The 23,619-nt window shown below is 68.7% G+C and carries 22 protein-coding genes and 1 tRNA gene; 20 read left to right on the top strand and 3 right to left on the bottom strand.

All coding sequences use genetic code 11. The features are described from left to right. The first annotated feature begins 15 nt into the window (after positions 1–15). The 6 genes from OD997_RS08025 to poxB all read left to right on the top strand — a co-directional run bounded on the left by OD997_RS08025 (position 16) and on the right by poxB (position 8,536). Positions 16–1,398, top strand: a complete 1,383-nt coding sequence (locus tag OD997_RS08025; RefSeq protein WP_434331122.1) for a flavin monoamine oxidase family protein — start codon at positions 16–18, stop codon at positions 1,396–1,398. Beyond that, positions 1,398–2,282, top strand: coding sequence for a universal stress protein (locus tag OD997_RS08020; RefSeq protein WP_434331121.1), 885 nt, complete (start codon positions 1,398–1,400; stop codon positions 2,280–2,282). Before OD997_RS08025 ends, OD997_RS08020 begins: the two co-directional genes overlap by 1 nt. Then, positions 2,282–3,826: an APC family permease gene (locus OD997_RS08015; protein WP_434331120.1), complete on the top strand. Its 1,545-nt coding sequence runs from the start codon at positions 2,282–2,284 to the stop codon at positions 3,824–3,826. The genes OD997_RS08020 and OD997_RS08015 overlap by 1 nt, the downstream gene beginning before the upstream one ends. A 33-nt stretch (positions 3,827–3,859) precedes the next feature. After that, the gene (locus OD997_RS08010; RefSeq protein ID WP_434331119.1) at positions 3,860–5,326 is read left to right on the top strand and encodes an NAD-dependent succinate-semialdehyde dehydrogenase; all 1,467 of its coding nucleotides are present in this window, start codon (positions 3,860–3,862) and stop codon (positions 5,324–5,326) included. A 26-nt stretch (positions 5,327–5,352) separates the two neighbouring features. Then, the gene (locus OD997_RS08005) at positions 5,353–6,717 is read left to right on the top strand and encodes an NAD-dependent succinate-semialdehyde dehydrogenase (RefSeq protein ID WP_434331118.1); all 1,365 of its coding nucleotides are present in this window, start codon (positions 5,353–5,355) and stop codon (positions 6,715–6,717) included. A 94-nt stretch (positions 6,718–6,811) separates the two neighbouring features. Then, positions 6,812–8,536, top strand: coding sequence for a ubiquinone-dependent pyruvate dehydrogenase (gene poxB / locus OD997_RS08000; protein WP_434331117.1), 1,725 nt, complete (start codon positions 6,812–6,814; stop codon positions 8,534–8,536). A 12-nt stretch (positions 8,537–8,548) separates the two neighbouring features. Here poxB and OD997_RS07995 read toward each other — a convergent pair whose 3' ends face one another. Further along, positions 8,549–11,347, bottom strand: a complete 2,799-nt coding sequence (locus OD997_RS07995) for a hypothetical protein (RefSeq protein WP_434331116.1) — start codon at positions 11,345–11,347, stop codon at positions 8,549–8,551. Between the two features lie 27 nt (positions 11,348–11,374). Beyond that, positions 11,375–13,198, bottom strand: coding sequence for an HSP90 family protein (locus tag OD997_RS07990; protein WP_434331115.1), 1,824 nt, complete (start codon positions 13,196–13,198; stop codon positions 11,375–11,377). A 192-nt stretch (positions 13,199–13,390) separates the two neighbouring features. On the opposite strand from OD997_RS07990, the gene OD997_RS07985 reads away from it, so the two are divergent. The 8 genes from OD997_RS07985 (at position 13,391) to OD997_RS07950 (ending at position 18,646) form a co-directional block, all read left to right on the top strand. Further along, positions 13,391–13,463 (top strand) — tRNA-Trp (locus OD997_RS07985). 39 nt (positions 13,464–13,502) lie between these two features. Continuing rightward, the gene (gene secE, locus OD997_RS07980) at positions 13,503–13,775 is read left to right on the top strand and encodes a preprotein translocase subunit SecE (protein WP_434331114.1); all 273 of its coding nucleotides are present in this window, start codon (positions 13,503–13,505) and stop codon (positions 13,773–13,775) included. A 41-nt stretch (positions 13,776–13,816) separates the two neighbouring features. Next, positions 13,817–14,848, top strand: a complete 1,032-nt coding sequence (nusG, locus tag OD997_RS07975) for a transcription termination/antitermination protein NusG (RefSeq protein WP_434331113.1) — start codon at positions 13,817–13,819, stop codon at positions 14,846–14,848. 190 nt (positions 14,849–15,038) lie between these two features. After that, positions 15,039–15,470 carry a 50S ribosomal protein L11 gene (gene rplK / locus OD997_RS07970; RefSeq protein ID WP_056312763.1) on the top strand — a complete coding sequence of 144 codons (432 nt, stop codon included), beginning with the start codon at positions 15,039–15,041 and terminating at the stop codon, positions 15,468–15,470. A gap of 11 nt (positions 15,471–15,481) precedes the next feature. Beyond that, the gene (gene rplA / locus OD997_RS07965) at positions 15,482–16,171 is read left to right on the top strand and encodes a 50S ribosomal protein L1 (RefSeq protein ID WP_311244595.1); all 690 of its coding nucleotides are present in this window, start codon (positions 15,482–15,484) and stop codon (positions 16,169–16,171) included. A 161-nt stretch (positions 16,172–16,332) separates the two neighbouring features. Further along, positions 16,333–17,151, top strand: coding sequence for an amino acid ABC transporter substrate-binding protein (locus OD997_RS07960; RefSeq protein WP_434331112.1), 819 nt, complete (start codon positions 16,333–16,335; stop codon positions 17,149–17,151). Positions 17,152–17,154: 3 nt separating this feature from the next. After that, positions 17,155–17,820: an amino acid ABC transporter permease gene (locus OD997_RS07955; RefSeq protein ID WP_056312758.1), complete on the top strand. Its 666-nt coding sequence runs from the start codon at positions 17,155–17,157 to the stop codon at positions 17,818–17,820. Beyond that, on the top strand, positions 17,807–18,646 hold the full coding sequence (locus tag OD997_RS07950; protein WP_434331111.1) for an amino acid ABC transporter ATP-binding protein: 840 nt from the start codon (positions 17,807–17,809) through the stop codon (positions 18,644–18,646). The genes OD997_RS07955 and OD997_RS07950 overlap by 14 nt, the downstream gene beginning before the upstream one ends. An 18-nt stretch (positions 18,647–18,664) precedes the next feature. On the opposite strand, the gene OD997_RS07945 is transcribed toward OD997_RS07950, so the two are convergent. Next, positions 18,665–19,339, bottom strand: coding sequence for a LysE/ArgO family amino acid transporter (locus OD997_RS07945; protein ID WP_434331110.1), 675 nt, complete (start codon positions 19,337–19,339; stop codon positions 18,665–18,667). A 70-nt stretch (positions 19,340–19,409) separates the two neighbouring features. Here OD997_RS07945 and OD997_RS07940 point away from each other — a divergent pair, with 70 nt between their 5' ends. The 6 genes from OD997_RS07940 (at position 19,410) to OD997_RS07915 (ending at position 23,609) form a co-directional block, all read left to right on the top strand. Further along, positions 19,410–20,285 (top strand): LysR family transcriptional regulator ArgP, encoded by an 876-nt coding sequence (locus tag OD997_RS07940; RefSeq protein WP_434331109.1) that lies wholly within the window; start codon positions 19,410–19,412, stop codon positions 20,283–20,285. 230 nt (positions 20,286–20,515) lie between these two features. After that, positions 20,516–21,139: a SipW-dependent-type signal peptide-containing protein gene (locus OD997_RS07935; RefSeq protein WP_434331108.1), complete on the top strand. Its 624-nt coding sequence runs from the start codon at positions 20,516–20,518 to the stop codon at positions 21,137–21,139. 23 nt (positions 21,140–21,162) lie between these two features. Beyond that, positions 21,163–21,759: a SipW-dependent-type signal peptide-containing protein gene (locus OD997_RS07930; protein WP_434331107.1), complete on the top strand. Its 597-nt coding sequence runs from the start codon at positions 21,163–21,165 to the stop codon at positions 21,757–21,759. Between the two features lie 40 nt (positions 21,760–21,799). Beyond that, positions 21,800–22,444, top strand: coding sequence for a signal peptidase I (locus OD997_RS07925; protein WP_434331106.1), 645 nt, complete (start codon positions 21,800–21,802; stop codon positions 22,442–22,444). Beyond that, the gene (locus OD997_RS07920) at positions 22,444–23,103 is read left to right on the top strand and encodes a hypothetical protein (RefSeq protein ID WP_434331105.1); all 660 of its coding nucleotides are present in this window, start codon (positions 22,444–22,446) and stop codon (positions 23,101–23,103) included. The genes OD997_RS07925 and OD997_RS07920 overlap by 1 nt, the downstream gene beginning before the upstream one ends. Continuing rightward, positions 23,100–23,609, top strand: coding sequence for a hypothetical protein (locus OD997_RS07915; RefSeq protein WP_434331104.1), 510 nt, complete (start codon positions 23,100–23,102; stop codon positions 23,607–23,609). Before OD997_RS07920 ends, OD997_RS07915 begins: the two co-directional genes overlap by 4 nt. The last annotated feature ends 10 nt before the right edge of the window (positions 23,610–23,619 follow it).

The raw sequence follows: 23,619 nt of genomic DNA, 5'->3' as shown, positions 1-23,619 counted from the left end.
ACGAAGGAGAAGCAGATGGCTGAGATCACCCGTGACGTGCTGATCGTCGGTGCGGGAGCCGCAGGGCTCACGGCGGCGAACGACCTGCGCAAGGCCGGCCTGTCGGTCGCCGTACTGGAGGCCCGCGACCGCGTCGGAGGCCGTCTGTGGACCGACGTCATCGACGGCGCCATGCTCGAGATCGGCGGACAGTGGGTCTCGCCCGATCAGGACGCGCTGAAGGACACCATCGAGGAGCTGGGGCTCGAGACCTACAGCCGCTACCGCGAGGGCGACAGCGTGTACGTCGGCCCCGACGGCCAGACGCACCGCTTCACCGGGGAGATGTTCCCGGTGTCGGCTGAGACCGAGGCGGTCATCGCCGAGATCACCGAGCGTCTCGACGCCATGGTGGCCGAGATCGATCCCGATCGTCCCTGGGAGCACGCGAACGCGGCCGAGTGGGACTCCGTCACGTGGGATGCCTGGCTGCGGGCGCAGACCGACGACGACGAGGCCGTGCGCAACCTGGCCTTCGCCACCGGATCCGCGATGCTCACCAAGCCCACGCACTCCTTCTCGCTGCTGCAGTCCCTGCTGATGGCGGCATCCGCCGGTTCGTACTCGAACCTCGTCGACGCCGACTTCATTCTCGACAAGCGTGTGGTCGGCGGCCTGCAGAAGGTGCCGCTGCTGCTCGCCGAGCGCCTCGGCGACGACGTCTACCTGAACCAGCCGGTGCGCTCGCTCGAGTGGGGCGCAGATGGGGTGACCGCCACGACCGACGAGCTCACGGTGCGTGCACGGTTCGCGATCCTGGCGCACGCTCCCGTGCTCTACAGCCGTATCGCCTTCGTTCCGCCGTTGCCGCGTCGCCAGCACCAGATGCACCAGCACATCTCGATGGGCTTCGTCATCAAGGTGCACGCCGTCTACGACCGCCCGTTCTGGCGCGAGCAGGGTCTCAGCGGCACCGCGTTCAGCCCGTACGAGCTCTCGCACGAGGCGTACGACAACACGAACCACGGAGACGAGCGGGGCACGTTGGTCGGGTTCGTCAGCGACCAGAACGCCGACGACCTCTTCGCGCTCACGGCCGAGGAGCGCAAGGAGCGCATCCTCGAGTCGCTGTCGCACTACTACGGACCCGAGGCCAAGAACCCCGTCGTCTACTACGAGAGCGACTGGGGCACCGAGGAGTGGACCCGCGGCGCGTACGCGGCGAGCTTCGACATGGGAGGCCTGCACCGCTACGGCGCAGACCTGCGCTCGGCGGTCGGCCCGATCCACTTCGCGTGCAGCGATCTGGCGGGAGCCGGATACCAGCACGTCGACGGAGCGATCCGCATGGGTCACCTGGTGGCCTCGAACATCGTCGACTCGAGCAGGACGTCCGGCGACACGGCCGAGGTCGGCTGATGACCGGCGCAGTCGTCGTCGGCTACACGGCGACGGATGCGGGAGCGGATGCCGCGGCTCTCGGCGCGCGGCTCGCCCGCAGCCTCGGGGCGGTCCTGCACCTCGTGATCGTGCTGCCCTCCGAGGGCACCCGAAGCGCAGCCGTCCCTCCGGAGCGCGCCTACGAAGACCACATCCGCCGCCAGGCGAAGGAGTGGCTCGAGGATGCGGTCGTGCGTCTGCCGCAGGAACTGACCCGCACGGGTCATGTGCGTTTCGGAGAGTCCTTCGCCGAGGGGCTGATCGCGGCGGGCGAGGAGTTCGACGCCCGGGTGATCGTGGTCGGCACGGCCAACGGCAGCATCTTCGGTCGCCACCGTCTCGGCAGCGTCGCCTCCGAGCTGCTGCACTCGTCGACGATCCCGGTGGCGCTCGCTCCGGCGGGGACGGCGGCCGAGGACGACCACATCCTCCCGCGGGTGACCGTCGCGATCGGCACGCGCCCCGGCGCCGACAACCTGCTCGACGAGGCGGCCGCGATCGCGACCGAGTCGCGAGTCGGTCTCCGCCTGGTCTCGCTCGTGCCGTTCGATGTGCCACCCGGCCTCGACACCGGCGCGATCCGCGTGGTGGGCGACCAGCACGCGCATGACGTGCTCTCTCGCGCGAAGGGCCTCCTCCCTGAGGAGCTGCACGCCGAGGTCGAGGAGGCCCCCGGCGACACCGTCGAAGACGCGGTCGCGAACCTCTCGTGGCTCCCCGGCGAGGTCGCTCTCGTGGGCTCCAGCCGCCTGGCGCAGCCGCGCCGCCTGTTCCTGGGCTCGACCGCAGCGAAGATGCTGCACGAACTGCCCGTACCCATGATCGTCGTCCCGCGCACCCGCGCCGAAGCAGGAGTCCGCTGATGAGCAGCTCGAACCGGGCGACGGAGCCCGAATCCGGTGTGACGACCGGCATCTCTCAGAAGGGGCTCAGCGCAGGAGCCGTCGGCGTCCTCGGAGCCGTCGTGATCGGCGTCTCGACCATCGCGCCCGCCTACACGCTCACCGCCTCGCTCGGTCCGACGGTCGCGGTCGTCGGCACCCAGGTGCCCGCGATCATGCTCGTCGGCTTCATCCCGATGCTCCTGACGGCGTTCGGGTATCGCGAGCTCAACCGGATGATGCCGGACTCCGGCACCTCGTTCACCTGGGGTGTGCGGGCTTTCGGCCCCTGGATCGGCTGGATGACCGGATGGGGCCTGATCGCCGCCACCGTCATCGTGCTGTCGAACCTCGCCGGCATCGCCGTGGAGTTCCTCTTCCTGCTTATCGCCCAGGTCAGCGGCAACCCCGGCATCGCGGACCTCGCGTTCAACCCCATCATCAACGTGGTCGTCTGTCTGCTCTTCATGCTCGGAGCGACGCTGGTGTCGTACCGCGACATGCAGACCACGCAGAAGTTCCAGTACATCCTCGTCGGCTTCCAGGTGCTCGTCCTCGTCGTCTTCGCGACGGTCGCGATCGTCAAGGCCGTCTCGGGTGACGCCCCCGAGCCCACCGCGTTCTCGTGGTCGTGGTTCAACCCGTTCGAGGTGCCGTCGTTCAGCGCCTTCGCCGCTGGTCTCTCGCTGTCGATCTTCATCTTCTGGGGCTGGGACGTCGTCCTCACCATGAACGAGGAGACCAAGGACCCGGCGAAGACCCCCGGCCGCGCGGCGATGGTCACCGTCGTGGTGGTCGTGGCCCTGTACCTGCTGCTCGCGATCGGACTGATCATGTTCGCCGGCGTCGGCACGGGCGAATACGGCCTCGCGAACGAGGACATCTCGGCGAACGTGTTCTTCGCGCTGTCCGATCCGATCCTCGGCCCGCTCGCGTTCCTCGTGTCGCTCGCGGTGCTGTCGAGCTCTGCGGCGTCGTTGCAGTCGACGGCGGTGGGCCCCGCCCGGACGCTCCTGGCGATGGGTCACTACGGCGCCTTGCCGAAGAAGTTCGCGCGGGTCAGCCCCCGGTTCTTCACACCCGGCTACTCGACGATCGTGTCGGCGGTGGTGGCATCCGTGTTCTACGCGGTGATGCGCCTGCTGAGCGAGAACGTGCTCACCGACACGATCCTGTCGCTCGGCATGATGATCTGCTTCTACTACGGACTCACCGCGTTCGCCTGCGTGTGGTACTTCCGCAAGCAGTGGTTCGATTCGGCCAGGAGCTTCTTCTTCACGTTCCTGTTCCCGCTCGTCGGCGGCGCGATCCTCGCGGTGCTGTTCGTGACGACGCTCATCGACTCGATGGACCCGGCCTACGGCAGCGGTTCGAGCATCGGCGGTCTCGGCCTCGTGTTCGTCCTCGGCGTCGGCATCATCGTGATCGGCATCGTGATCATGATCTGGCAGGCGATCAAGCGTCCGGCCTTCTTCCGCGGTGAGACCCTCGGCGTCGATGCGCCGCCGAGCGCCCGCCGCCGCTGACCTCACCCCCACGTCCCCACAGAAAGAGATTCCATGAGCACTCAGACAGAGCAGGCGCTGCTCGACAGCATCCCCACCGGCCTCTTCATCGGGGGAGAGTGGATCGACGGCGAGACCGGCGGCACGTTCGACGTGCAGGACCCGGCGACCGGTGCGGTCATCCGCACGATCGCGGATGCGACCCCCGCAGACGGCATCCGTGCCCTCGATGCGGCCGTCGCAGCCCAGGACGAGTGGGCTGCCACGGCTCCCCGCACCCGCAGCGAGATCCTGCGCCGCGCGTTCGACCTCGTGCAGGAGCACAAGGAGGACCTCGCGCTGCTGATGACGCTGGAGATGGGCAAGCCGCTCGCCGAGGCCCGCGGAGAGGTCGCCTACGGCGGCGAGTTCCTCCGCTGGTTCAGCGAGGAGGCGGTGCGCATCAGCGGCCGCTACGGCATCAACCCCGAGGGCACCGGCCACATGGTCGTCTCGCAGCGTCCGGTCGGCCCGTCGTTCTTCGTGACGCCGTGGAACTTCCCGTTCGCGATGGCGACCCGCAAGATCGCGCCGGCCCTCGCCGCCGGTTGCACCGTGGTCATCAAGCCCCCGGCACTCACGCCTCTGACGACGATCTTCTTCACGTCGCTGCTCGAGAAGGCGGGCCTTCCCGCCGGAGTCGTCAACGTCGTGCAGACGTCGAAGTCGTCGGCGCTGTCCGCTCCGATCATCGCCGACCCGCGCCTGCGCAAGCTGTCGTTCACCGGTTCGACCGAGGTGGGACGCAAGCTCATCGCGCAGGCCGCCGAGGGCGTGCTGCGCGTGTCGATGGAGCTGGGTGGCAACGCCCCGTTCGTCGTGTTCGACGACGCCGACCTCGACAAGGCCGTCGATGGCGCTCTCGCCGCGAAGTTCCGCAACATCGGCCAGGCGTGCACCGCCGCCAACCGCTTCATCGTCCACAAGGACGTCGCCGAGGAGTTCGCCCGCAAGGTCACCGAGCGGGTCAACGCCATGAAGATCGGTCGCGGTACCGAAGAGGGCGTCTCGATCGGACCGCTCATCGATGAGGGCGCTGTGGCGAAGGCCGGAGAGCTCGTCGACGATGCCGTCGAGCGCGGCGCGACGCTGCTCGCCGGCGGCAAGGCGCTCGAGGGCACCGGCACGTTCTACGAGCCCACCGTCCTCACCGATGTCGTCGCGGGCTCCGCGATCCTCCGCGAGGAGATCTTCGGACCGGTGCTCGCGATCGCGACCTTCGACACCGAGGACGACGCGGTCCGTCTCGCGAACGACACCGAGTACGGACTCGTCTCGTACGTGTTCACCGAGAACCTGCAGCGCGGTCAGCGCATGATCGACAAGCTGGAGACCGGCATGATGGGTCTCAACGTGGGCGTGGTGTCCAACGCCGCGGCACCCTTCGGCGGCGTCAAGCAGTCGGGCGTCGGCCGCGAGGGCGGTCTCGAGGGCATCCACGAGTACCTGTCCACCAAGTACACGCTGATCCCGGTCTCCTGACCGGTCGGCCCAGAGGAGGAGAGAACATGACCGATTACGCCGTCATCAACCCCGCCACCGGAGAGACGCTGGCGTCCTTCGACACCTTCACGGATGCGCAGATCGAGGAGGCGGTCGCCGCCGCCGACGAGGCGCACCGCGAGTGGTCGCGGTCCTCGACCGTCGCGGAGCGCGCAGCGCTGCTGCGCCGTGCGGCCGAGCTGCACCGCGAGCGCCGTGAGGAGCTCGCCGATGTCTTCGTGCGCGAGATGGGCAAGCCCCGCGAGGCCGCTCTCGGAGAGGTCGACTTCGCCGCCGACATCGCCGAGTACTACGCCGACCAGGCCGAGGCGATCATGGCCGACCAGCCGATCGCGATCCTCGGTGACGGCTCGGCGATCGTCCGCCGCTCGTCGCTCGGACCGCTCGTCGGCATCATGCCGTGGAACTTCCCGGCGTATCAGATCGTGCGTTTCGCAGCGCCGAACCTGATCGTGGGGAACACCATCCTCCTCAAGCCCGCCCCGCAGTGCCCGGAGTCCTCCACCGCCATCGAGGCGATCTACCATGACGCCGGATTCCCGAAGGGCGCGTACCAGAACGTGCTCGCGACGAACGACCAGATCGCCGACATGATCGCCGACCCGCGCGTGCAGGGCGTCTCACTCACGGGATCCGAGCGCGCCGGCGCCGCGGTCGCCGAGATCGCCGGGCGCAACCTGAAGAAGGTCGCGCTCGAGCTCGGCGGTTCCGACCCGTTCATCGTGCTCTCGACCGACGACCTCGACGCCACGGTGCAGGCCGGCGTCGACGCACGACTCGACAACAACGGTCAGGCCTGCAACGGCGCAAAGCGCTTCATCATCGTCGACGATCTCTACGACTCGTTCGTCGAGAAGTTCACCGCGGCGATGGCGTCCGTGACGGCGACCGACCCGACGCTCGACGACACGGTCCTGGGCCCGGTCTCGTCCGAGACGGCGGCTGAGAACCTGCAGAAGCAGATCGACCAGGCCGTCGAGCAGGGCGCGACGCTGCTCACCGGCGGCACGCGCGACGGGGCGTTCTTCGCTCCGACCGTGCTCGCCGACGTGACGCCCGAGATGAACGTCTACCGCGAGGAGCTCTTCGGCCCCGCGGCCGTCGTCTACCGGGTCGCCGACGAGGATGCCGCGGTCGCCCTCGCGAACGACACGACCTTCGGGCTCGGGTCTTACGTGTTCACGACCGACGCGGCACAGGCCGAGCGCGTCGCCGACAACATCGAGGCGGGCATGGTCTACGTCAACCTCGTGCTCGCCGACAGCCCGGAGCTGCCGTTCGGCGGCATCAAGCGCAGCGGCACCTCGCGTGAGCTGGGCCACCTCGCCGCGGACGAGTTCGTCAACAAGAAGCTCATCCGCATCGGCTGAGCGCCTGCGACACGAGGGGCGGATGCTTCGGCATCCGCCCCTTCGTCGTCTCCGGGGCGGAGCCGGGCACAGCCCCCGGGCGTAGGTTGGAGGCATGGCAACCGTCGCAGCGAACATCGTCAAGACTCTCCGCGCGAATGGGATCGACCGTGTCTACGGCCTCCCGGGTGACTCCCTCAACGGGTTCACCGATGCGCTCCGCAAGGACGGCGGCATCCGATGGGTGCACGTGCGACACGAGGAGTCCGCGGCCTTCGCGGCGGCGGCGGATGCGGCGCTCACGGGCGATCTCGCGGTGGTCGCCGGTTCATGCGGCCCGGGCAACCTGCACCTGATCAACGGGCTCTATGACGCCAACCGCTCGCGGGTGCCGGTGCTGGCGATCGCGGCCCACATCCCGACCACCGAGATCGGCACCGGGTACTTCCAGGAGACCCACCCGCAGGAGCTCTTCCGCGAGTGCAGTGTCTACGTCGAGTACGTCGCCGACCCCCAGCAGATGCCGCGCCTTCTCGAGATCGCGATGCGTGCGGCCATCGAGCAGCGCGGTGTCGCGGTGCTCGTGATCCCCGGCGACGTCGCGCTCTCGGAGATCCCCGACGACCGCGCCGTCGTCATCGAGCGCGCCCGCCCGGTGATCGTGCCGAGCGGTGATGAGCTCGAGCGCGCCGCGACCCTGCTGAACGCCTCGAAGAAGACCACGATCCTCGCGGGTGCGGGCGTCGAGGGCTCGCACGACGAGGTCATCGCGCTCGCCGACCGGCTCGGCGCTCCGATCGTGCACGCCCTCCGCGGCAAGGAGTTCATCGAGTACGACAACCCGTTCGATGTCGGCATGACCGGACTTCTCGGCTTCGCCTCCGGCTACCGGGCGATGGAGTCCGCCGACACGCTCCTCGTGCTCGGCAGCGACTTCCCGTACGAGCAGTTCTACCCCGAGCACGCCACGACGATCCAGGTCGACATCCGCGGGTCGCAGCTGGGCAAGCGGCATCCGCTCGATCTCGGCCTCGTCGGTGACGTCGGAGCGACCGCCGCGGCTCTGCTGCCGCGGCTCGCGGCGAAGAGCGATCGCGATCACCTCGACGACTCGACCGCGCACTACCGCAAGACCAGGGCGAAGCTCGACGACCTCGCGACCCCGACGAAGGCGGGCCGTCCCATCCACCCGCAGTATCTCGCCCGACTGCTCGACGAGCAGGCGGCGGACGATGCGATCTTCACCGCAGACGTCGGCTCTCCCACGGTGTGGGCGGCGCGCTACCTGTCGATGACCGAGAACCGTCGATTGATCGGATCGTTCACGCACGGGTCGATGGCCAACGCCCTGCTGCACGGCATCGGCGCACAGGTCTCGCATCCCGATCGGCAGGTGATCGCCCTCGCCGGTGACGGCGGTCTCGCCATGATGCTGGGGGAGCTGCTGACCCTCACGCAGAACAGGCTGCCGGTGAAGACGATCGTCGTGAACAACTCATCGCTGAACTTCGTCGAGCTCGAGATGAAGGCTGCGGGCTTCGTGAACTACGGCACGTCTCTCGACAACCCGAGCTTCGCGGCGATCGCGGAGGCCATGGGCATCTTCGCGCGCCGCGTGGAGAACAGCGAGGACCTTCCGGATGCCGTGTGCGAGGTGCTCGCCCACGACGGGCCCGCGCTGCTGGATGTCGTCACGGAGCGCCAGGAGCTGTCGATGCCGCCGGCGATCGAGGCCGCGCAGGTCAAGGGCTTCGCGCTGTACGCGATCCGCACCGTGATGTCGGGCAAGGGAGACGAGCTGCTCGACCTGGCGCGGGCCAACTGGCGGCAGTTCCTCTGAGCCTCCGGGCCGTCAGCTGTCGAGCAGCGCGCGTACCTCGGCTGCCTCGACCTGGCGACCGAGCGACTCGAGCACGTCACCCAGCTCGAGGGCCGACACCTGACGGAGCGGCGGATGCTCGGTCGCGTGTTCGAGTGCGCTGCGGTAGATGGGCACGGCATCCGCTGCGCGCTCGTCGCCCGCGAGCAGACGGGCGGCGAACAGCTCGGAGCCACCGGCGGAACCTGCATCCCCGATCGATGCGAACCCGTCGGCTGCGGTCAGCGCCGCAGCCACGGCCTCATCCGTACGGCCGAACTGCGCGAGCGCGCGCCCGCGCGAATCGGTGACGTCCGCGAGCAGCCAGCCGGCCCCGTGCTCCTGGGCGAGCGCTGCGACCTCGTCGAAGAGGGCGAAGGCGCGGTCGTCCTGCCGCGCGCCGTAGGCCTGCCCCAGGTTGTGCAGGACGTCGGCGAGGGCGCCGACGGCATCCGGGGCCTTGCGGACGATCTCGGCTGCCGTCTCGAGCGACTCGATCGCCTCGTCGTTCTCGTCGAAGCGGGCGAGGATCTTCGCGCGCTCGGTCAGCGCCACGGCTTGGTCTGCGTGCTCCTCCGCCTCGCCGAAGAGCTGCGCGGCGTACCCGAACGCGCCGACGGCCTGCCCGAACTCCCCGGATGCACCCAGCGCGCGGGCGAGGAGGGATGCCGTCATCGCCCGCGACTCCGGCGCGACCTGGGCCTGCTCCTCACTCTCGAGCACCTGTCCGAACAGCTCGGCGGCGACCTCGGCATCGCCCGCCGCGAGCATGGCCCTCGCGAGACGGAAATCGGCCCCCGCCTGGTCGCCGCCCTCCTGAGCGACGAGACGCGAGGTGACGCGGTAGCGGGTGACGGCCTTCTCGGGGTCGCCGGCGTCCTCCCAGAGCGCTCCGGCGAGCAGGTGTGCCGCAGCGAGGGCTGTGGTCGCTCCGAGGCCCGCCAGCAGGCGCGACGCCTCGTCGGCGTCTGCTGCACCCTCCACGAACGCCTCGCTGCCGCCGCGCACCCTGGCTCGGGTCTGCAGCGCCTGTGCACGGTGGCCGGTGCTGAGGTCGTCCTGGGCGAGGAAGCGATCCAGCAGAGCGGATGCCGCCTCGATGTCGCGCTTCTGAAGCACGGCGGCGATCGCGATGAGCGTCGTGGTGTTGGACAGGCGCGCGTCGTCGGCCTCGGCGAAGGCGCGCGCCGCGATCTCTGCCATGTCGAGGGCGGCGCCGGGCTCCTCGGCGTGCATGTGCAGCGAGGCACGACTGATCGCGAGGTCGCCGCGTGACCAGGCGGGGAGGGATGCAGCGGTCGCGAGCTCGTCCTCGAGGGCGGCAGCCGCGTCGGGGGTGTTCAGCCCGAAGGTCGCGAGTCCGAGCCGCTGCTCGAGGTCGGCCTGCACATCGAGCCCCGCGGCCCGGAGCGCGTCGATCCGCGCGGGGAGCAGGTCAGCGGCTTCGTCGGCGCGATCGAGCGCGATCAGGATGCCGAGGCGCATCGACATGAGCTGGGCGAGCTTCGACGGATCCTCGACGGCGAGCGCGTGGGGGAGCGCCTGCAGCGTCTCGTGCTCGGCCCCGAACTGTGCGAGGTCCATCACGCGATCGAACCAGGCGTCCGCGTCAGCGGGCATCGCGGCGTCGGGGGCGGCTGAGAACGCATCCGATCTGATCGGAACGTCGTACTGCTCGGTGGCGAGGGCGCGCGTGCGGGCGAGGGTGCGCGAGTGTCCCTCGGTGCCGTCCCGGCGATCGAAGTCGGCACCGATGCGCTCGGCCGCGGCCCAGGAGGCGGCGGCGAGATCTGCGGCGCCCCAGGTGCCGTCGTGCTCGCCGAAGAAGGCGGTGAGCGCGGGAGCGTCGGCTCCTCGCACCGGGGTGTCGCCGTGGCCGGTCGCCGCCACGCGGTCGAGCGCGAACGCGAAGGCGGCGAGGGCGGCGAAATGCGCGTCGACGTTGAGACCGTCGTGGGCAAGCCAAGAGATGTGGCGCTCGACCTGAGCGAGAGCGCGGGCCTCATTGCCGGTCAGAGCCGAGAACACGATGTTGTTCGCGACGATGCGCAGGTTGTCGGGGTTGTCCTTCGCGAGGCGATAGCTGCGCAGGTGCGCGCTCTTCGCCTCGTCGAGACGCCCGGCACGCAGGTACGGCACGAGCACCCGTGAGAGCGCGTGCTCGGGTTCCTCACCGCAGGAGAATCCTCCCTCGAGCATCTCCTCGATGAGCCGGATGGCCTCCGCGTCGCGATCGGTCTCGGCGAAGAAGCCGGCGACCTGACTACGACCGCAGGCATCGCAATGGCTGTGGTCGTCTCGCGGAGTCGCCTCCAGCTGCACGCGCAGCGCCTCGGCCTCGTCGATGCGGCCGGCGTCCCAGGCATCCTCGAACCGAGCCGTGAGCACCCCGCTGAGACCGAGCCCCGCCGTGCGGTAGTGCGACTCCATGTCGTCGAGGACGGCGGTGATCTGCTCGACCGAGAACGCGGGTGAGGACCGCAGCGACGACGCCATCCACTTGAACTGCCACATGAGGTCGGCGCCGCCGTATTCGAGGTCGGCGGGGAAGCGCTGCGGATCGGCGTCGTGCCGGGCGAGGCACCACGCGAACGAGTTCAGCATCACATCGGTCGCGCCGTTCATGTTCGCCGAGGCGGTCTGGCGCATGCGCGCCTCGTACTCGAGCCGTTCGTCGCCGATCTCGACGGCGAGGGCGACGGCTTCCGCCACGAGTGCCTGCTCTGCCGGGCCCCAGGGGGTGCGGTCGATCTCCTCGATGAGCTGCGTGAAGCGCTTCTGCGGACGTGCCATGCGGGGTTCCTTCGAACGGAGTGCGGATCAGAGCGCGTCGCCGAAGGGGACCGAGTCCTCTTCGACGCCGGCCGAGAGCGAGACGAGGTCGGCGAGCGCCGTGGACATGAGGGCGCGGTCCGCGTCGGAGAGCGGGTGGTGCCCGGCAAGGAGCGCCTGGATGTAGAGCAGCTGCACCGTGCGGGCGAACACCGCGTCGTCCTGCACCCGCACCAGGGCGCGCACGACCCGATTGGACCAGTTCAGACACAGGCGGGCGCTCAGATCGTCGTCGCGCGATGCCGAGAGCGTCGAGTCGATGCGGTCGAGCACCCCGCCCCACAGCGCGCCGGTGATGCCCTTCGTGCGGCCGCGGTCGATCTTTCGCAGCACATCGGGGTCGGCCACGTAGAGAGCGGCGAGTTCGGGCTGGTCGATCGAGCGCACCGTGACCGAGCATCCGGATGTCGTCAGCACGGCTCCCGCGCGGGCCTCGAGCGCCATCGCTGCGTCGCGGTCGTCGAGTGGAGGAGGGTCCAGGCGGTCGAGCTCTCCGGTCACGTCGACGAGCTCGACGGTGATCTGCGGGTAGAGATCCGGCAGCATCCGCACGAGGTCGGCGTCGTACAGGTATCCGCCGTTGACCAGCACTTCCGAGCTGGGGGAGATGCCGGCGACCTGACGGAACTCGTCGACAGACGGGGCGAAGCGCACGTGCGGATACCGCTCCACGAGATCGCCGATGCGCATCGTGCCGTGCGTGGTCTCGAGGGTCAGCCAGCGGGTGATGAACCGCGCGAGCTCTTCGTCGTGCCGCACGAGCGACTTCAGTCCGACCTCGTGGATCGCGACGAACTGGGCGAGCCGGTGCGGTTCGCGAAGGCCCAGCTCGAGGATCCAGCGACGGATGCCGGCGCCGAACTGCTCGCGCACGCGCTCCAGCGCCGCATCGTCGACCAGGGACTCGCGGCTCGCGGTGGGGGCGAGACCGGTCGAATCGACGACCGCCCGCACGAAGAAGGCCCACTCGGGAAGCACGTCGTCGACGCGCTCGCCGAGCAGCATCCTGCCGAGGTACATGCGCGTCGCCTGACGCGCTCCGGGCGGGGGAGCGTACGGGAGCACGTACGCGAGTCCGCGGGTGCCGGTCGCGGGCTCGGCGAGCTCGATGACGTCGAGAGGTGACGCCCCGAGCAGGTCGCGTCCGTACTGCACCGCCTCGTCGACGTTCTCGGCGGCATCGAGGAACGGCGCGCGGCGGGTCACGTCGACGTCGCCGTTCGGAGTGTCGATCGTGACGCGAACGGGGAGGAACTCGGCGAAGGTCGACGCCAGCTCGCGAACTGCCGCCGGACGCAGCAGGTCATCGGCATCGAAGCGGGGCACCAGATGCACGCTCGTGCCGATCGGCAGGTCGTCGTCGATCTCGACCACGCGGAACGTGCCGTCGGCGCTGCCCGTCCACTCGACGGCCGATCCGCCCCGCGCGCTGCGCGAGCGGATCACGATGGTGTCGGCGACCATGAAGCAGCTGAGCAGGCCGATGCCGAACTGGCCGAGGTAGTCGCTGCGGGGAAGGTCGAAGATGTCGCGCTTCGAACTGCGTCCCACCGTCGCGAGCAGGTCCGCCACCTCGCCGGCGGTCAGCCCCACACCGTCGTCTCGCAGGACGAACTCGCCGGAGGTCTCCGTCAGCGGGGTGATGCGGATGCGTCCGCCCTCGCCGTCGACCTCGCGTCGGGCCGTGATCGCGTCCCTGGCGTTCTGCAGGAGCTCCCGCAGGTACACGCGAGGGCTCGAATAGATGTGGCGACTCAGAAGGTCGACGACCCCGCGCAGGTCCACCTGGAACTGCTGCACGTCAGCGCTCACTGCGCTCCCTCCGGTTGCATCCGCCCGCCGAGCCTAACAACAACGCCCCGGCCGGGCCCGGTTCGGCACCGGCCGGAGGATGCCGTATGCTTGTCGAGCAGTTGTTTTCTGCATTCTTTCGCCGTGCCCCGGTCCTTCCGGTCCGGTTGCGGTGGCAGGATGAAGACGACACCCCGAGACCTCCCGGTCTCTAGGGCGGTAGCTCAATTGGCAGAGCAGCGGTCTCCAAAACCGCAGGTTGCAGGTTCGATTCCTGTCCGCCCTGCGCGTCAGCACACGCTGACACACGAAAGGTACATTCAGGATGGATCAGGACGAACCGCGCGGCGAGGTCGTCGCGTCAGGAGCCACCCGCGAGAAGAAGCGTGGAATCGCAGGCTTCTTCGGAGGCATCGCCCTGTTCTTCCGTCAGGTCATCGCAGAGCTGCGCAAGGTCGTCACACCGACCCGCAAGGAACTGGTCAAGTTCACCGCAGTGGTGCTCGTCTTCGTTCTGATCGTCATGGGCATCGTCTATGGACTGGACACCCTGTTCGCCTGGGTGACGCACATCGTCTTCGGGGTCCCGGGCGCCTGACGCCCACGCGGCCCCGGCCGCAGTGATTGGAAAGAAACAACGTGTCTGAAAGATATTCCGACGACGCCGACTGGGCGACGGCTGCCGAGCAGTCCAGCGAAGAGGACGAAGCCCAGGAGGGCAACGTTCTCGCCGCGGAGGAGAACTCGGTCACCTCGGCCGAGCACGTCGCCCTCCACATCGAGGACGTCGACGGCGAGGACGAGTCCGACACGCAGGACGACACCGACATCGAAATCGACGACCCGGAGGCTGACGCGATCGTGAACGACGCTCTCAACCTGGACGAAGCGGCTGAGTCTGAGGCTGCCGCTGAGGTCCTCAACGACTCTGTGGCGGAAGAGACCGCCGAGCTCGAGGCCGCTGAGGCGGACGAGGTCACCCCGTACGACGGGCCGGATGTGAACGGCGACGATGACGCCGAGTCCGACGAGGACGACGACGCCGAGGAAGACCCGTACGAGGCGTTCCGCCTCGACCTGCGGATGCTCCCGGGCAAGTGGTACGTCATCCACTCGTACGCCGGTTTCGAGCGCAAGGTCAAGGCGAACATCGAGCAGCGCAAGTCGACGCTCGAGGTCGAGGACGAGATCTACCAGATCGAGGTCCCGATGGAGGACGTCGTCGAGATCAAGAACGGCCAGCGCAAGATGGTCACCCGCGTGCGCATCCCGGGTTACGTGCTCGTTCGCATGGAGCTCACGGAAGACACCTGGTCTGTCGTGCGCCACACGCCCGGTGTCACCGGCTTCGTGGGCAACGCCCACAACCCGACCCCCCTGCGTTTCGAAGAGGCCTTCAACATGCTGAAGTCCCTCGTCGAGGTCAAGGACGTCCCGACCGCGAAGAACATCGCGTCGAAGGGCGGCGTCGCCGTCGCTCGTCCGCTGCCGGCCGAGGTCGACTTCGAGGTCGGCGAGACCATCACGATCAAGGAGGGCTCGTTCGCGGGTCTTCCCGGTTCGATCAGCGAGATCAAGCCCGAGAGCGGCAAGCTCACGGTGCTCGTGTCGCTCTTCGAGCGCGAGACCCCGGTCGAGCTGTCGTTCGACCAGGTCACCAAGATGGTCTGACACACGCTTTCACGAGAACGGCCGTCCCATTCGGGGCGGCCGTTCTCGCGTTCCCGGCATGCCTACCGATCAGGTAGACTTGTCTGGTTTGTGTGCCGCTTCGGCGTGCGCGCAGACGACCGCAGTCCGGAGATGCCGGATTCGCGGGAGAGCGGATGCACCCGCATCCGTTCGATGAAAGGAAGAGGATATGGCACCGAAGAAGAAGGTGACCGGCCTGATCAAGCTTCAGATCAACGCCGGTGCAGCCAACCCGGCGCCGCCGATCGGCCCCGCGCTCGGTCAGCATGGCGTCAACATCATGGAGTTCTGCAAGGCGTACAACGCCGCGACCGAGTCGCAGCGCGGCAACGTCATCCCCGTCGAGATCACCGTCTACGAGGACCGCAGCTTCACGTTCATCCTGAAGACCCCGCCTGCTGCGGAGCTCATCAAGAAGGCCGCCGGCGTGCCCAAGGGCTCGGCGACGCCTCACACGGTCAAGGTCGCGAAGATCACCAAGGACCAGGTCCGTCAGATCGCCGAGACCAAGCAGGCCGACCTGAACGCTAACGACATCGAGGCTGCCTCGAAGATCATCGCCGGCACCGCCCGTTCCATGGGCATCACGGTCGAGGGCTGAGGAGAATAATCATGGCTACGAAGTCCAAGGCTTACAAGGCTGCCGCCGAGAAGATCGAGGCAGACCGTTTCTACACTCCGACCGAGGCAGTCGCCCTCGCCAAGGAGACCGGCTCGTCGAAGTTCGACTCGACCGTCGAGGTCGCGCTGAAGCTCTCGGTCGACCCCCGCAAGGCAGACCAGATGGTGCGCGGCACCGTCATCCTGCCCCACGGCACCGGTAAGACCGCCCGCGTCATCGTCTTCGCCACCGGCCCCGCGGCCGAGGCAGCGATCGCCGCAGGTGCAGATGAGGTCGGCGGCGCCGAGCTCATCGAGAAGGTCGCCGGCGGATGGACCGCGTTCGACGCGGCCGTCTCGACCCCGGAGCTCATGGGCCAGGTCGGTCGTCTCGGAAAGGTCCTGGGTCCGCGTGGACTCATGCCGAACCCGAAGACCGGCACCGTGACCCCGAACGCTGCCAAGGCAGTCGAGGAGATCAAGGGCGGAAAGATCGAGTTCCGCGTCGACAAGCACGCCAACGTGCACTTCGTCGTCGGCAAGTCGTCTTTCTCCGCTGAGCAGCTCGACGAGAACATCGGCGCAGCGCTCGAGGAGATCGTCCGCCTCAAGCCGTCGAGCTCGAAGGGCCGTTACATCCAGAAGGGCGCCGTGTCGACCACGTTCGGCCCCGGCATCCCGCTGGACGTCAACTCCATCTGAGTGTGATTCCTGAAAGGCCCCCGCAGTTCGCGGGGGCCTTTCTGCATGCCCGGACGACATCGGGCGTCATCCGATGTTGGGATGCGGGGCGGATGCCACGTACTGTGGGTGAGTTCCGCGCCACAGCACTCGCGCCTCACACCGCACCCCAGGAGGGTCACATGTCCCGTCGCCTCATCGCCGTCACCGCACTGGTCGTCGCCGCCGCCGCACTCACCGCCTGCAGCGGAAGCACCGCACCCGCAGAGAGCAGCTCGAGCGAAGAGGGCGCGGGCGACGGCTTCGGCCTCGTCAAGGACGGCGTCCTCACGGTCGCCACCGAAGGCACCTATCGTCCGTTCAGCTTCCACGCCGACGGCGGCACGGGCGACCTCACCGGGTTCGACGTCGAGATCATCGAGGCCGTGGCCGAGAAGCTGGACCTCGAGGTCGAGTTCCAGGAGACTCAGTGGGATGCGATCTTCGCGGGCCTCGACGCCGGCCGCTTCGACGTGATCGCCAACCAGGTCAGCATCAACGACGAGCGCGAGGAGAAGTACCTGTTCAGCACTGCGTACACCGTCTCGCCCGGCGTGATCGTCGTCCCCGAGGACGACGACTCGATCTCGTCGTTCGACGATCTCGAAGGCAAGACCACCGCGCAGTCGCTCACGAGCAACTGGTACGAGCTGGCGACCGAATCGGGCGCCACGGTCGAGGGCGTCGAGGGTTGGGCCCAGGCGGTCGAGCTCGTGCGCCAGGGTCGCGTCGACGCGACCGTCAACGACAAGCTGACCTTCCTCGACTACGAGACCACCAACAGCCCCTCCGGTCTGAAGATCGCCGCCGAGACCGACGACGCCGGGAAGCAGGCGTTCGTGTTCACGAAGGACAAGACGTCTCTCGTCGAGGCGGTCGACGGCGCTCTCGAGGAGCTCCGCGCCGACGGGACCCTGGCGGAGATCAGCGACAAGTACTTCGGCGAAGACGTCACGCAGTAGTCCATGGAGAATCCCTGGCAGCTGTTCCTCGACTCGCTCGGGCCCATCGCCCTGGCGGGGGTGACGGTGACGGTTCCGCTCGCGCTGATCTCGTTCGCGGTGGGTCTCGTCATCGCCGTCGGGGCTGCGCTCATGCGGATCTCGGTGAATCCGATCGTCTCGGGCATCGCCCGGTTCTACATCTCGGTGATCCGGGGCACGCCGATGATCGTGCAGCTGTTCGTGATCTTCTACGGCCTCGGGTCGATCGGACTCAAGATCGACCCGTGGCCGAGCGCGATCATCGCGCTGTCACTCAACGTGGGCGGCTATGGCGCCGAGGTCGTGCGCGCCGCGATCATCTCGGTGCCGAAGGGTCAGTGGGAGGCTGCGTACACGGTCGGCATGAACCGCACGCGCACGCTGACCCGGATCATCCTGCCGCAGGCCGCCAGGGTCTCGGTGCCGCCGCTGTCGAACACGTTCATCTCGCTGGTGAAGGACACCTCGCTCGCGTCGCTGATCCTGGTGACCGAACTGTTCAAGGTGGCGCAGCAGATCGCGTCGGCGACCTTGGAGTTCATGGTGCTCTATCTCGCCGCAGCGCTGGTCTACTGGGTGCTCTGTCTCGTGCTGTCGTTCGGGCAGAGCGCGCTCGAGAGGAGGCTCGACCGAAATGTCGCCCACTGATCCCGCACACTCGGCAGACGCCGCACACTCGGGTGAGCCCACGACGGACGCCCTGCTGACCGCGCGCGGCCTGCACAAGCGCTTCGGCGACAACGAGGTGCTCCGCGGCATCGACCTGACGCTGCACCGCGGCGAGGTCGTGGTGCTGATCGGTCCGAGCGGATCGGGCAAGACGACGGTGCTGCGGGCGCTCAACGGCCTCGAGACGCCGGACTCGGGCACGATCGTCGTGGCCGGGGGCCCCGACGTCGACTTCGCACCGGATGCGCCGGTGAAGCCGCGCGTGCGCAAGCAGAAGCGCCTGGCGCTGCGCGACCGCTCGGCGATGGTCTTCCAGCATCACAACCTTTTCCCGCATCTCTCGGTGATCGAGAACGTGATCGAAGGGCCGTGGCGCGTGCAGGGGCGCCCGAAGGCCGAGGTGATCGCCGAGGCTCGTGTGCTCCTCGCCAGGGTCGGACTCGCCGACAAGGAGAACGCGCGTCCGCACGAGCTCTCCGGCGGGCAGCAGCAGCGGGTCGGCATCATCCGCGCGCTCGCACTGCGCCCCGACCTTCTGCTGTTCGACGAACCCACCAGCGCGCTCGACCCCGAGCTCGTCGGCGAGGTGCTGCTCGTGATCAAGGAGCTCGCCGATGAGGGGTGGAGCATGGTGGTCGTCACGCACGAGCTGAGCTTCGCGCGCGAGGCGGCCGACCGGGTGTTCTTCATGGACGCGGGAGTGGTCGTCGAAGAGGGGCCGCCCTCCGAGATCTTCGGGGCTCCGCAGCACGAGCGCACCCAGAGGTTCCTGACCCGCATCCTGCGTCCGCTCGACGGGGACTGACGATCGGTCGGTGTTCGATCAGGGCGTGAGCACCGGCAGTACCAGGCTCACGGCGAGCGTGATCATCACGACGGCGATCAGCGCGTCGAGGACACGCCACGACCGCTCGGTGCGCAGCCAGCGGCCGACGTAGCGCGCGCCGAAGCCGAGAGCGGTGAACCACAGGATGCTGGCGGCCATAGCTCCTGCGGCGAACAGCCAGCGTTCGTCACCGTGGGTGGCGGCGATCGAGCCGAGCATCAGCACGGTGTCGAGGTAGACGTGCGGGTTCAGCCAGGTGAGCGCGAGCACGGTCGCGATCACGGGGCCGAGGGATATACGGGTGCCGGTGCGCGTCGCCGTGGCGACGCGCCCGGCATCCGGAGCGGGGGAGATGCCCTCTCGAGGCTCAGGATCCGCTCGCAGTTCCGCGCCACCGCGCCACGCACGGCGCGCGGCGATGATGCCGTACGCGAGCAGGAACAGGGCTCCGGCCCAGCGGGCCACGATCACGAGCCAGGGGGCCGCGGAGATGACGACTCCCAGCCCCGCGACTCCGGCGGCGATCAGCAGTGCGTCTGAGAGGGCGCAGATGATCACCACGGGCAGGACATGCTCGCGGCGGATGCCCTGGCGCAGCACGAACACGTTCTGAGCCCCGATGGCGACGATCAGGGAGAGGCCGAGTCCGAGGCCTGCGAAGACGGAGAGCATGGTCCCACGCTAGGGATCGTCGAGCATCAGCACCAGCGAGGATCACTGTTGAACCATTAGCATCACTAATGTGAAGATCGATCCCGAGCTCGCCGCGACCGTCGCCGCCGTCGCGGATGAGGGAACCCTCGATGCGGCGTCCCGCGCCCTGCGCGTGACCCCTTCCGCGGTCAGCCAGCGACTCAAGTCACTGGAGGAACAGCTGGGACGCGTGCTGGTCGTGCGCACGAAGCCGGTGCAGCTGACCGAAGCGGGGGAGGCGGTGGTGCGGCTCGCGCGACAGGTCGCCCTGCTCGAGCATGACGCTCTCGCCGGGTTGGGGCTCGAAGGCGGTGAGGCTCCGCGCACCCGCATCCCTCTCGCGGTCAATGCCGACTCGATGGCGACCTGGTTCCTGTCCCCGCTCGCGCGGCTCTCTGCTGCTCACGACCTGGATTTCGATCTGCATCGGGATGACCAGAACTTCACCGCGCGGCTCCTCGAATCGGGCACGGTGATGGCGGCGGTCACGAGTGAGGCGGAGCCGGTGGCGGGATGCTCGGTCGCACCGCTCGGCGTGCTGGAGTACCACGCGATGGCCGAGCGCGGATTCGTCGAGCGCTGGTTCGGCGCGGGCGTGGGCCCCGAGACTCTGGCGGCGGCGCCTTTCGTCGACTTCGATCGCCGCGATGCGCTGCAGCATGAGTGGCTCGCGTCGATGGGCGTGCCGCATCAGGGGGTGCCGAGACACTACGTGCCGGCCTCCGCGGACTATGCGCTGGCGGTGCGCCTCGGACTGGGGTGGGGCATGGTGCCGCTGCTGCAGCGCGACGACGGGCTCGTGCCCCTCGGTGGACCCCCGCTGCGAGTGCGGCTCTACTGGCAGCAGTGGAACCTGCGCTCGGCGCTGCTCGACACGATCGCCGCCGAGATCGCAGCCGAAGCGCGGCGCGTTCTCGCGAACTGACGGCTCGGGGCCGGGTCGACGTACGTCGGCCGCTCGACAGATTCACAAGACACCTGGACGTTTATCGCCCTGATTACGCCTCAGATGTTCAATCGTGATCCGGATGCCCTTGATTTGCGCGCAGGCGTGGACAAAACTGACCCGAACGAACTGAACACGCAGATGCAGGCCACTGAGGGGCGGCCGTTCCCAGGCATCTGCGCGTCGGAATTCCTGAGGGGGAATGTGCAATGTCAACGAAGGACACGCAACGCAAGGTTCTCGCAGTGCTGGCCGGAGGGCTCGTGCTCGGAGTCGGAATCGGGGTGACCCTCGCGGCGTGGAACGACTCGGAGTTCGCCACAGGCACCTTCACCGCCGGTTCGTTCAATCTCGAAGGGTCCACGACCAGCGCGACGGGAGGGTACGCCAGCCACAACGTCGACACGGGCGGCGCGGCCGCGACGCTCGTCTTCCAGCTTCCGGCCGTGGCGTCGTCCATGGCACCCGGTGACGTCGTGTACGCACCGTTCTGGGTGCGTCTCGACAGCACGACGACCAACAACGCCACGCTGCTGCCGACGGGGGTCACCGCGGGTACCGGAGGCAACGAGGCCAATCTCTCGTACGTCGTCACCGCGATCGCACCGGGGGCCACGTGCGGCGCGGGTGCGACGGGCACCGTCGTGGCCACGGGTACGACTCTGAGCGCCCAGACCGCTCCCACGTCGGTGCCGCTCACGAAGGGAGCCACCGCGGGTACAGCCGGGACGGCCGTCCAGCTCTGCTTCGCCGTCACCGGAGGCGCAGGACTCACCCAGGGCACATCGGCCACCGCGACCTGGAAGTTCACCGCCACCTCGACCGCGAACTGATCATGGCCGACACCCGCAGAAGCATGCGGGAGAGGAAGCGACTGCGCTCCCGTCGGATACGCGCCCTGCTCGCGGGCGGGCTCGTGTTCGGCGTCGGTGCGACGATGACGCTCGCCGCATGGAACGACTCGGAGTATGCCAGCGCGACCTTCACCGCGGGACGGTTCGACATCGTCGGGTCGACCGATGGGACGACGTTCTCGAGCCACCCCGTCGGCACCCCGGCGGCGCTGTCGTTCAGCGCGCCCTTCAATGCCATGGCACCGGGCAACACCGTGTACGCACTGTTCAGTGTGCGCACGGCGAATCCTTCGGTCGCGGGCACGCTGCAGCTGAGCGTGACGTCGACCGCGGGCACCGGACTCGGGACGTATCTCCGCTACGGCGTCCGCTCGATCACCGGGACGACCTGCAACGGCACCACCTACTCGGCGGGCACGGCCGTCGTGCCGGACAACTCGACGATGGCGACAGGGGGCACCGGCACCCAGGCGGTCGCGGCGAACGCCGGGACGACGGTGAACTACTGCATCGCGGTGACGCTCCCGTCGACAGCCGCCAACGGTGCGCAGGGTCTGACGGCGATCCAGACCTGGCAGGTGGCCGGCACATCGTCGTGACGGCGGCGAGCGGCAGCACGAGAGAAGGGGGAGAGCGTCGATGAGCACACCGACGAGGCGGAGCCTGCGCGAGCAGGCCGCGTCCCTCGGCGAGCCCGCGGGGCTGACCGCCGCTCCCGTGCCATCGGGCCCGGTGTCGTCGGTCCCGACGCGAGGGGCGCGGCGAGGTGTCGGTCGGGTGCTCGCCGACATCCTGCTGTGGATCGCGGCGATCGCCGGCGTCGTCTGCATGGTGCTGGTCGTGCTCGCGCTGACCGCGAACATCACCCTCATCATGTTCCGCACCGGATCCATGTCGCCGACGATCCCCGCCGGATCCGTGGCGGTGGTGCAGCAGATTCCGGCCTCCGAGATCGAGGTCGGCGACGTGGTCACGGTCGACCGCCCGGGCGACCTTCCGGTCACCCACCGCGTCACCTCGATCTCGGCGGGGGCGACCGACGCCGAACGGGTCATCACCATGCGGGGAGACGCCAACGCGGGCGACGATCCGTACCCGTACACGGTGCAGACGGTGCGGGTCGTGCTGCTCTCGGTGCCGGGGATCGCGTCGGTGATCGTCGCGATGGGCAACCCCTACGTGCTGGGTGCGCTCACGGTCGCCGCGACGATGCTCGTCGTGTGGGCGTTCTGGCCGCGCTCGTCGACTGTCCGTCGCCGACGCACATCACTGGAGCCGGGCTGATGACGTGGCGGACCGGGCGAGCGGTGGTCGTCGCGACGCTCGTCGTCGGCGTCGTCATCGCGGCGTCTCCCGCCTGGGCCGCTCCCTCGACGCAGGTCGTGCAGGGCGACGTGCTCCGTCTCGTCTCCGTCGCCGATTGGGATGCGGCGTCGAGCCTGCTGCCCGGCCAACCTGTGCAGTGGGATGTCACGGTGAGCGCCGACGCTCCGGATCCGGGAACCGTGACAGTGAGCATCAGTGCCAGCGGCGACGCGCCATTGGTGGTCGACGCTCTCGAATGCGCGGAAGCATGGGATGCGAGCGGATGCGCGGCAGGAGAGGTGTCGCTGAAGGAGGGCTGGGCGGTGCCGCGTGACGGCGTCGAGGTGCAGCTCCTCCAGACCACAGACACCGAGGTCACCCATCTGCGGTTCGTCATCGCGCTCGCCGGGGACGAACCCGGCAGCACGCAGGTGCGCGTGCACGCGCGGGGCGCGGGGGAGTCCGCTGTGATCGGGCCCGACGGCGGCGGCGGACTCGCGACCACCGGTCTGCCGCCGGTCATTCCGTGGTTCGTCGCCGGAGGCGTCGTCCTGCTCGGTGCGGGGCTCGCATCGACGGTCGCGCATCGTCGTCGGATGCCGGCTCGTGAGGCTGTCGTCGGCGAGGGCGAGTCATGAGTGTGAGGCGGCGGCATCGCATCCTCGCCGGCGTCGCGGGTATGGCGCTTCTCATCGGCGTCGGGACGGCGCCGGCCGCACAGGTCACGGATGCCGCGTTCACGGACTCCGAGTACGGGCGCGCGACGATCACGGCGTTCACCGTTCCCCCGCCGACCGTGATCGCCTGCGCCGTGACCAACAACGGCCTGGGCATCTTCCAGAGCGTCAGGATCGACTGGACATCGCTCTATCCCGCGACCGGTGTGAGGCTCACGCTCACGCAGGGGGCGACGACGGCGACTGTGCCCGCCAGCAACATCACGACCTCCGGGCCCGCCGCCGGTCTATACACGCACTCGGCGGTGCTCACGCAGGCCCTGCTCACGAGCCTCATCTCGAATCTGCTCGGCAGCACGACCACGCTGACGGCGACGAACCTGCTCGTGGGCACGTCATGGGTGTCGGCGGGGTCATCCCGTCAGCTGTCGATCGCGCTGCTCGGACTCAACGCGTCCTGCACCTGAGATCGGGCGG

Source organism: Microbacterium sp. CGR1 (assembly GCF_051062835.1).
GTDB lineage: Bacteria > Actinomycetota > Actinomycetes > Actinomycetales > Microbacteriaceae > Microbacterium.
Note: the sequence above shows the minus strand (reverse complement) of the source record. Positions and strands in the feature narration are given on the sequence as shown.

Excerpts from the sequence above, each read along its gene's own strand:
- OD997_RS08025 (WP_434331122.1), top strand. The coding sequence starts at position 16 with ATGGCTGAGATCACCCGTGACGTGCTGATCGTCGGTGCGGGAGCCGCA.
- OD997_RS08020 (WP_434331121.1), top strand. The coding sequence starts at position 1,398 with ATGACCGGCGCAGTCGTCGTCGGCTACACGGCGACGGATGCGGGAGCG.
- OD997_RS08015 (WP_434331120.1), top strand. The coding sequence starts at position 2,282 with ATGAGCAGCTCGAACCGGGCGACGGAGCCCGAATCCGGTGTGACGACC.
- OD997_RS08010 (WP_434331119.1), top strand. The coding sequence starts at position 3,860 with ATGAGCACTCAGACAGAGCAGGCGCTGCTCGACAGCATCCCCACCGGC.
- OD997_RS08005 (WP_434331118.1), top strand. The coding sequence starts at position 5,353 with ATGACCGATTACGCCGTCATCAACCCCGCCACCGGAGAGACGCTGGCG.
- poxB (WP_434331117.1), top strand. The coding sequence starts at position 6,812 with ATGGCAACCGTCGCAGCGAACATCGTCAAGACTCTCCGCGCGAATGGG.
- OD997_RS07995 (WP_434331116.1), bottom strand. The coding sequence starts at position 11,347 with ATGGCACGTCCGCAGAAGCGCTTCACGCAGCTCATCGAGGAGATCGAC.
- secE (WP_434331114.1), top strand. The coding sequence starts at position 13,503 with ATGGATCAGGACGAACCGCGCGGCGAGGTCGTCGCGTCAGGAGCCACC.
- rplK (WP_056312763.1), top strand. The coding sequence starts at position 15,039 with ATGGCACCGAAGAAGAAGGTGACCGGCCTGATCAAGCTTCAGATCAAC.
- rplA (WP_311244595.1), top strand. The coding sequence starts at position 15,482 with ATGGCTACGAAGTCCAAGGCTTACAAGGCTGCCGCCGAGAAGATCGAG.
- OD997_RS07960 (WP_434331112.1), top strand. The coding sequence starts at position 16,333 with ATGTCCCGTCGCCTCATCGCCGTCACCGCACTGGTCGTCGCCGCCGCC.
- OD997_RS07955 (WP_056312758.1), top strand. The coding sequence starts at position 17,155 with ATGGAGAATCCCTGGCAGCTGTTCCTCGACTCGCTCGGGCCCATCGCC.
- OD997_RS07950 (WP_434331111.1), top strand. The coding sequence starts at position 17,807 with ATGTCGCCCACTGATCCCGCACACTCGGCAGACGCCGCACACTCGGGT.
- OD997_RS07945 (WP_434331110.1), bottom strand. The coding sequence starts at position 19,339 with ATGCTCTCCGTCTTCGCAGGCCTCGGACTCGGCCTCTCCCTGATCGTC.
- OD997_RS07935 (WP_434331108.1), top strand. The coding sequence starts at position 20,516 with ATGTCAACGAAGGACACGCAACGCAAGGTTCTCGCAGTGCTGGCCGGA.
- OD997_RS07930 (WP_434331107.1), top strand. The coding sequence starts at position 21,163 with ATGCGGGAGAGGAAGCGACTGCGCTCCCGTCGGATACGCGCCCTGCTC.
- OD997_RS07925 (WP_434331106.1), top strand. The coding sequence starts at position 21,800 with ATGAGCACACCGACGAGGCGGAGCCTGCGCGAGCAGGCCGCGTCCCTC.
- OD997_RS07920 (WP_434331105.1), top strand. The coding sequence starts at position 22,444 with ATGACGTGGCGGACCGGGCGAGCGGTGGTCGTCGCGACGCTCGTCGTC.
- OD997_RS07915 (WP_434331104.1), top strand. The coding sequence starts at position 23,100 with ATGAGTGTGAGGCGGCGGCATCGCATCCTCGCCGGCGTCGCGGGTATG.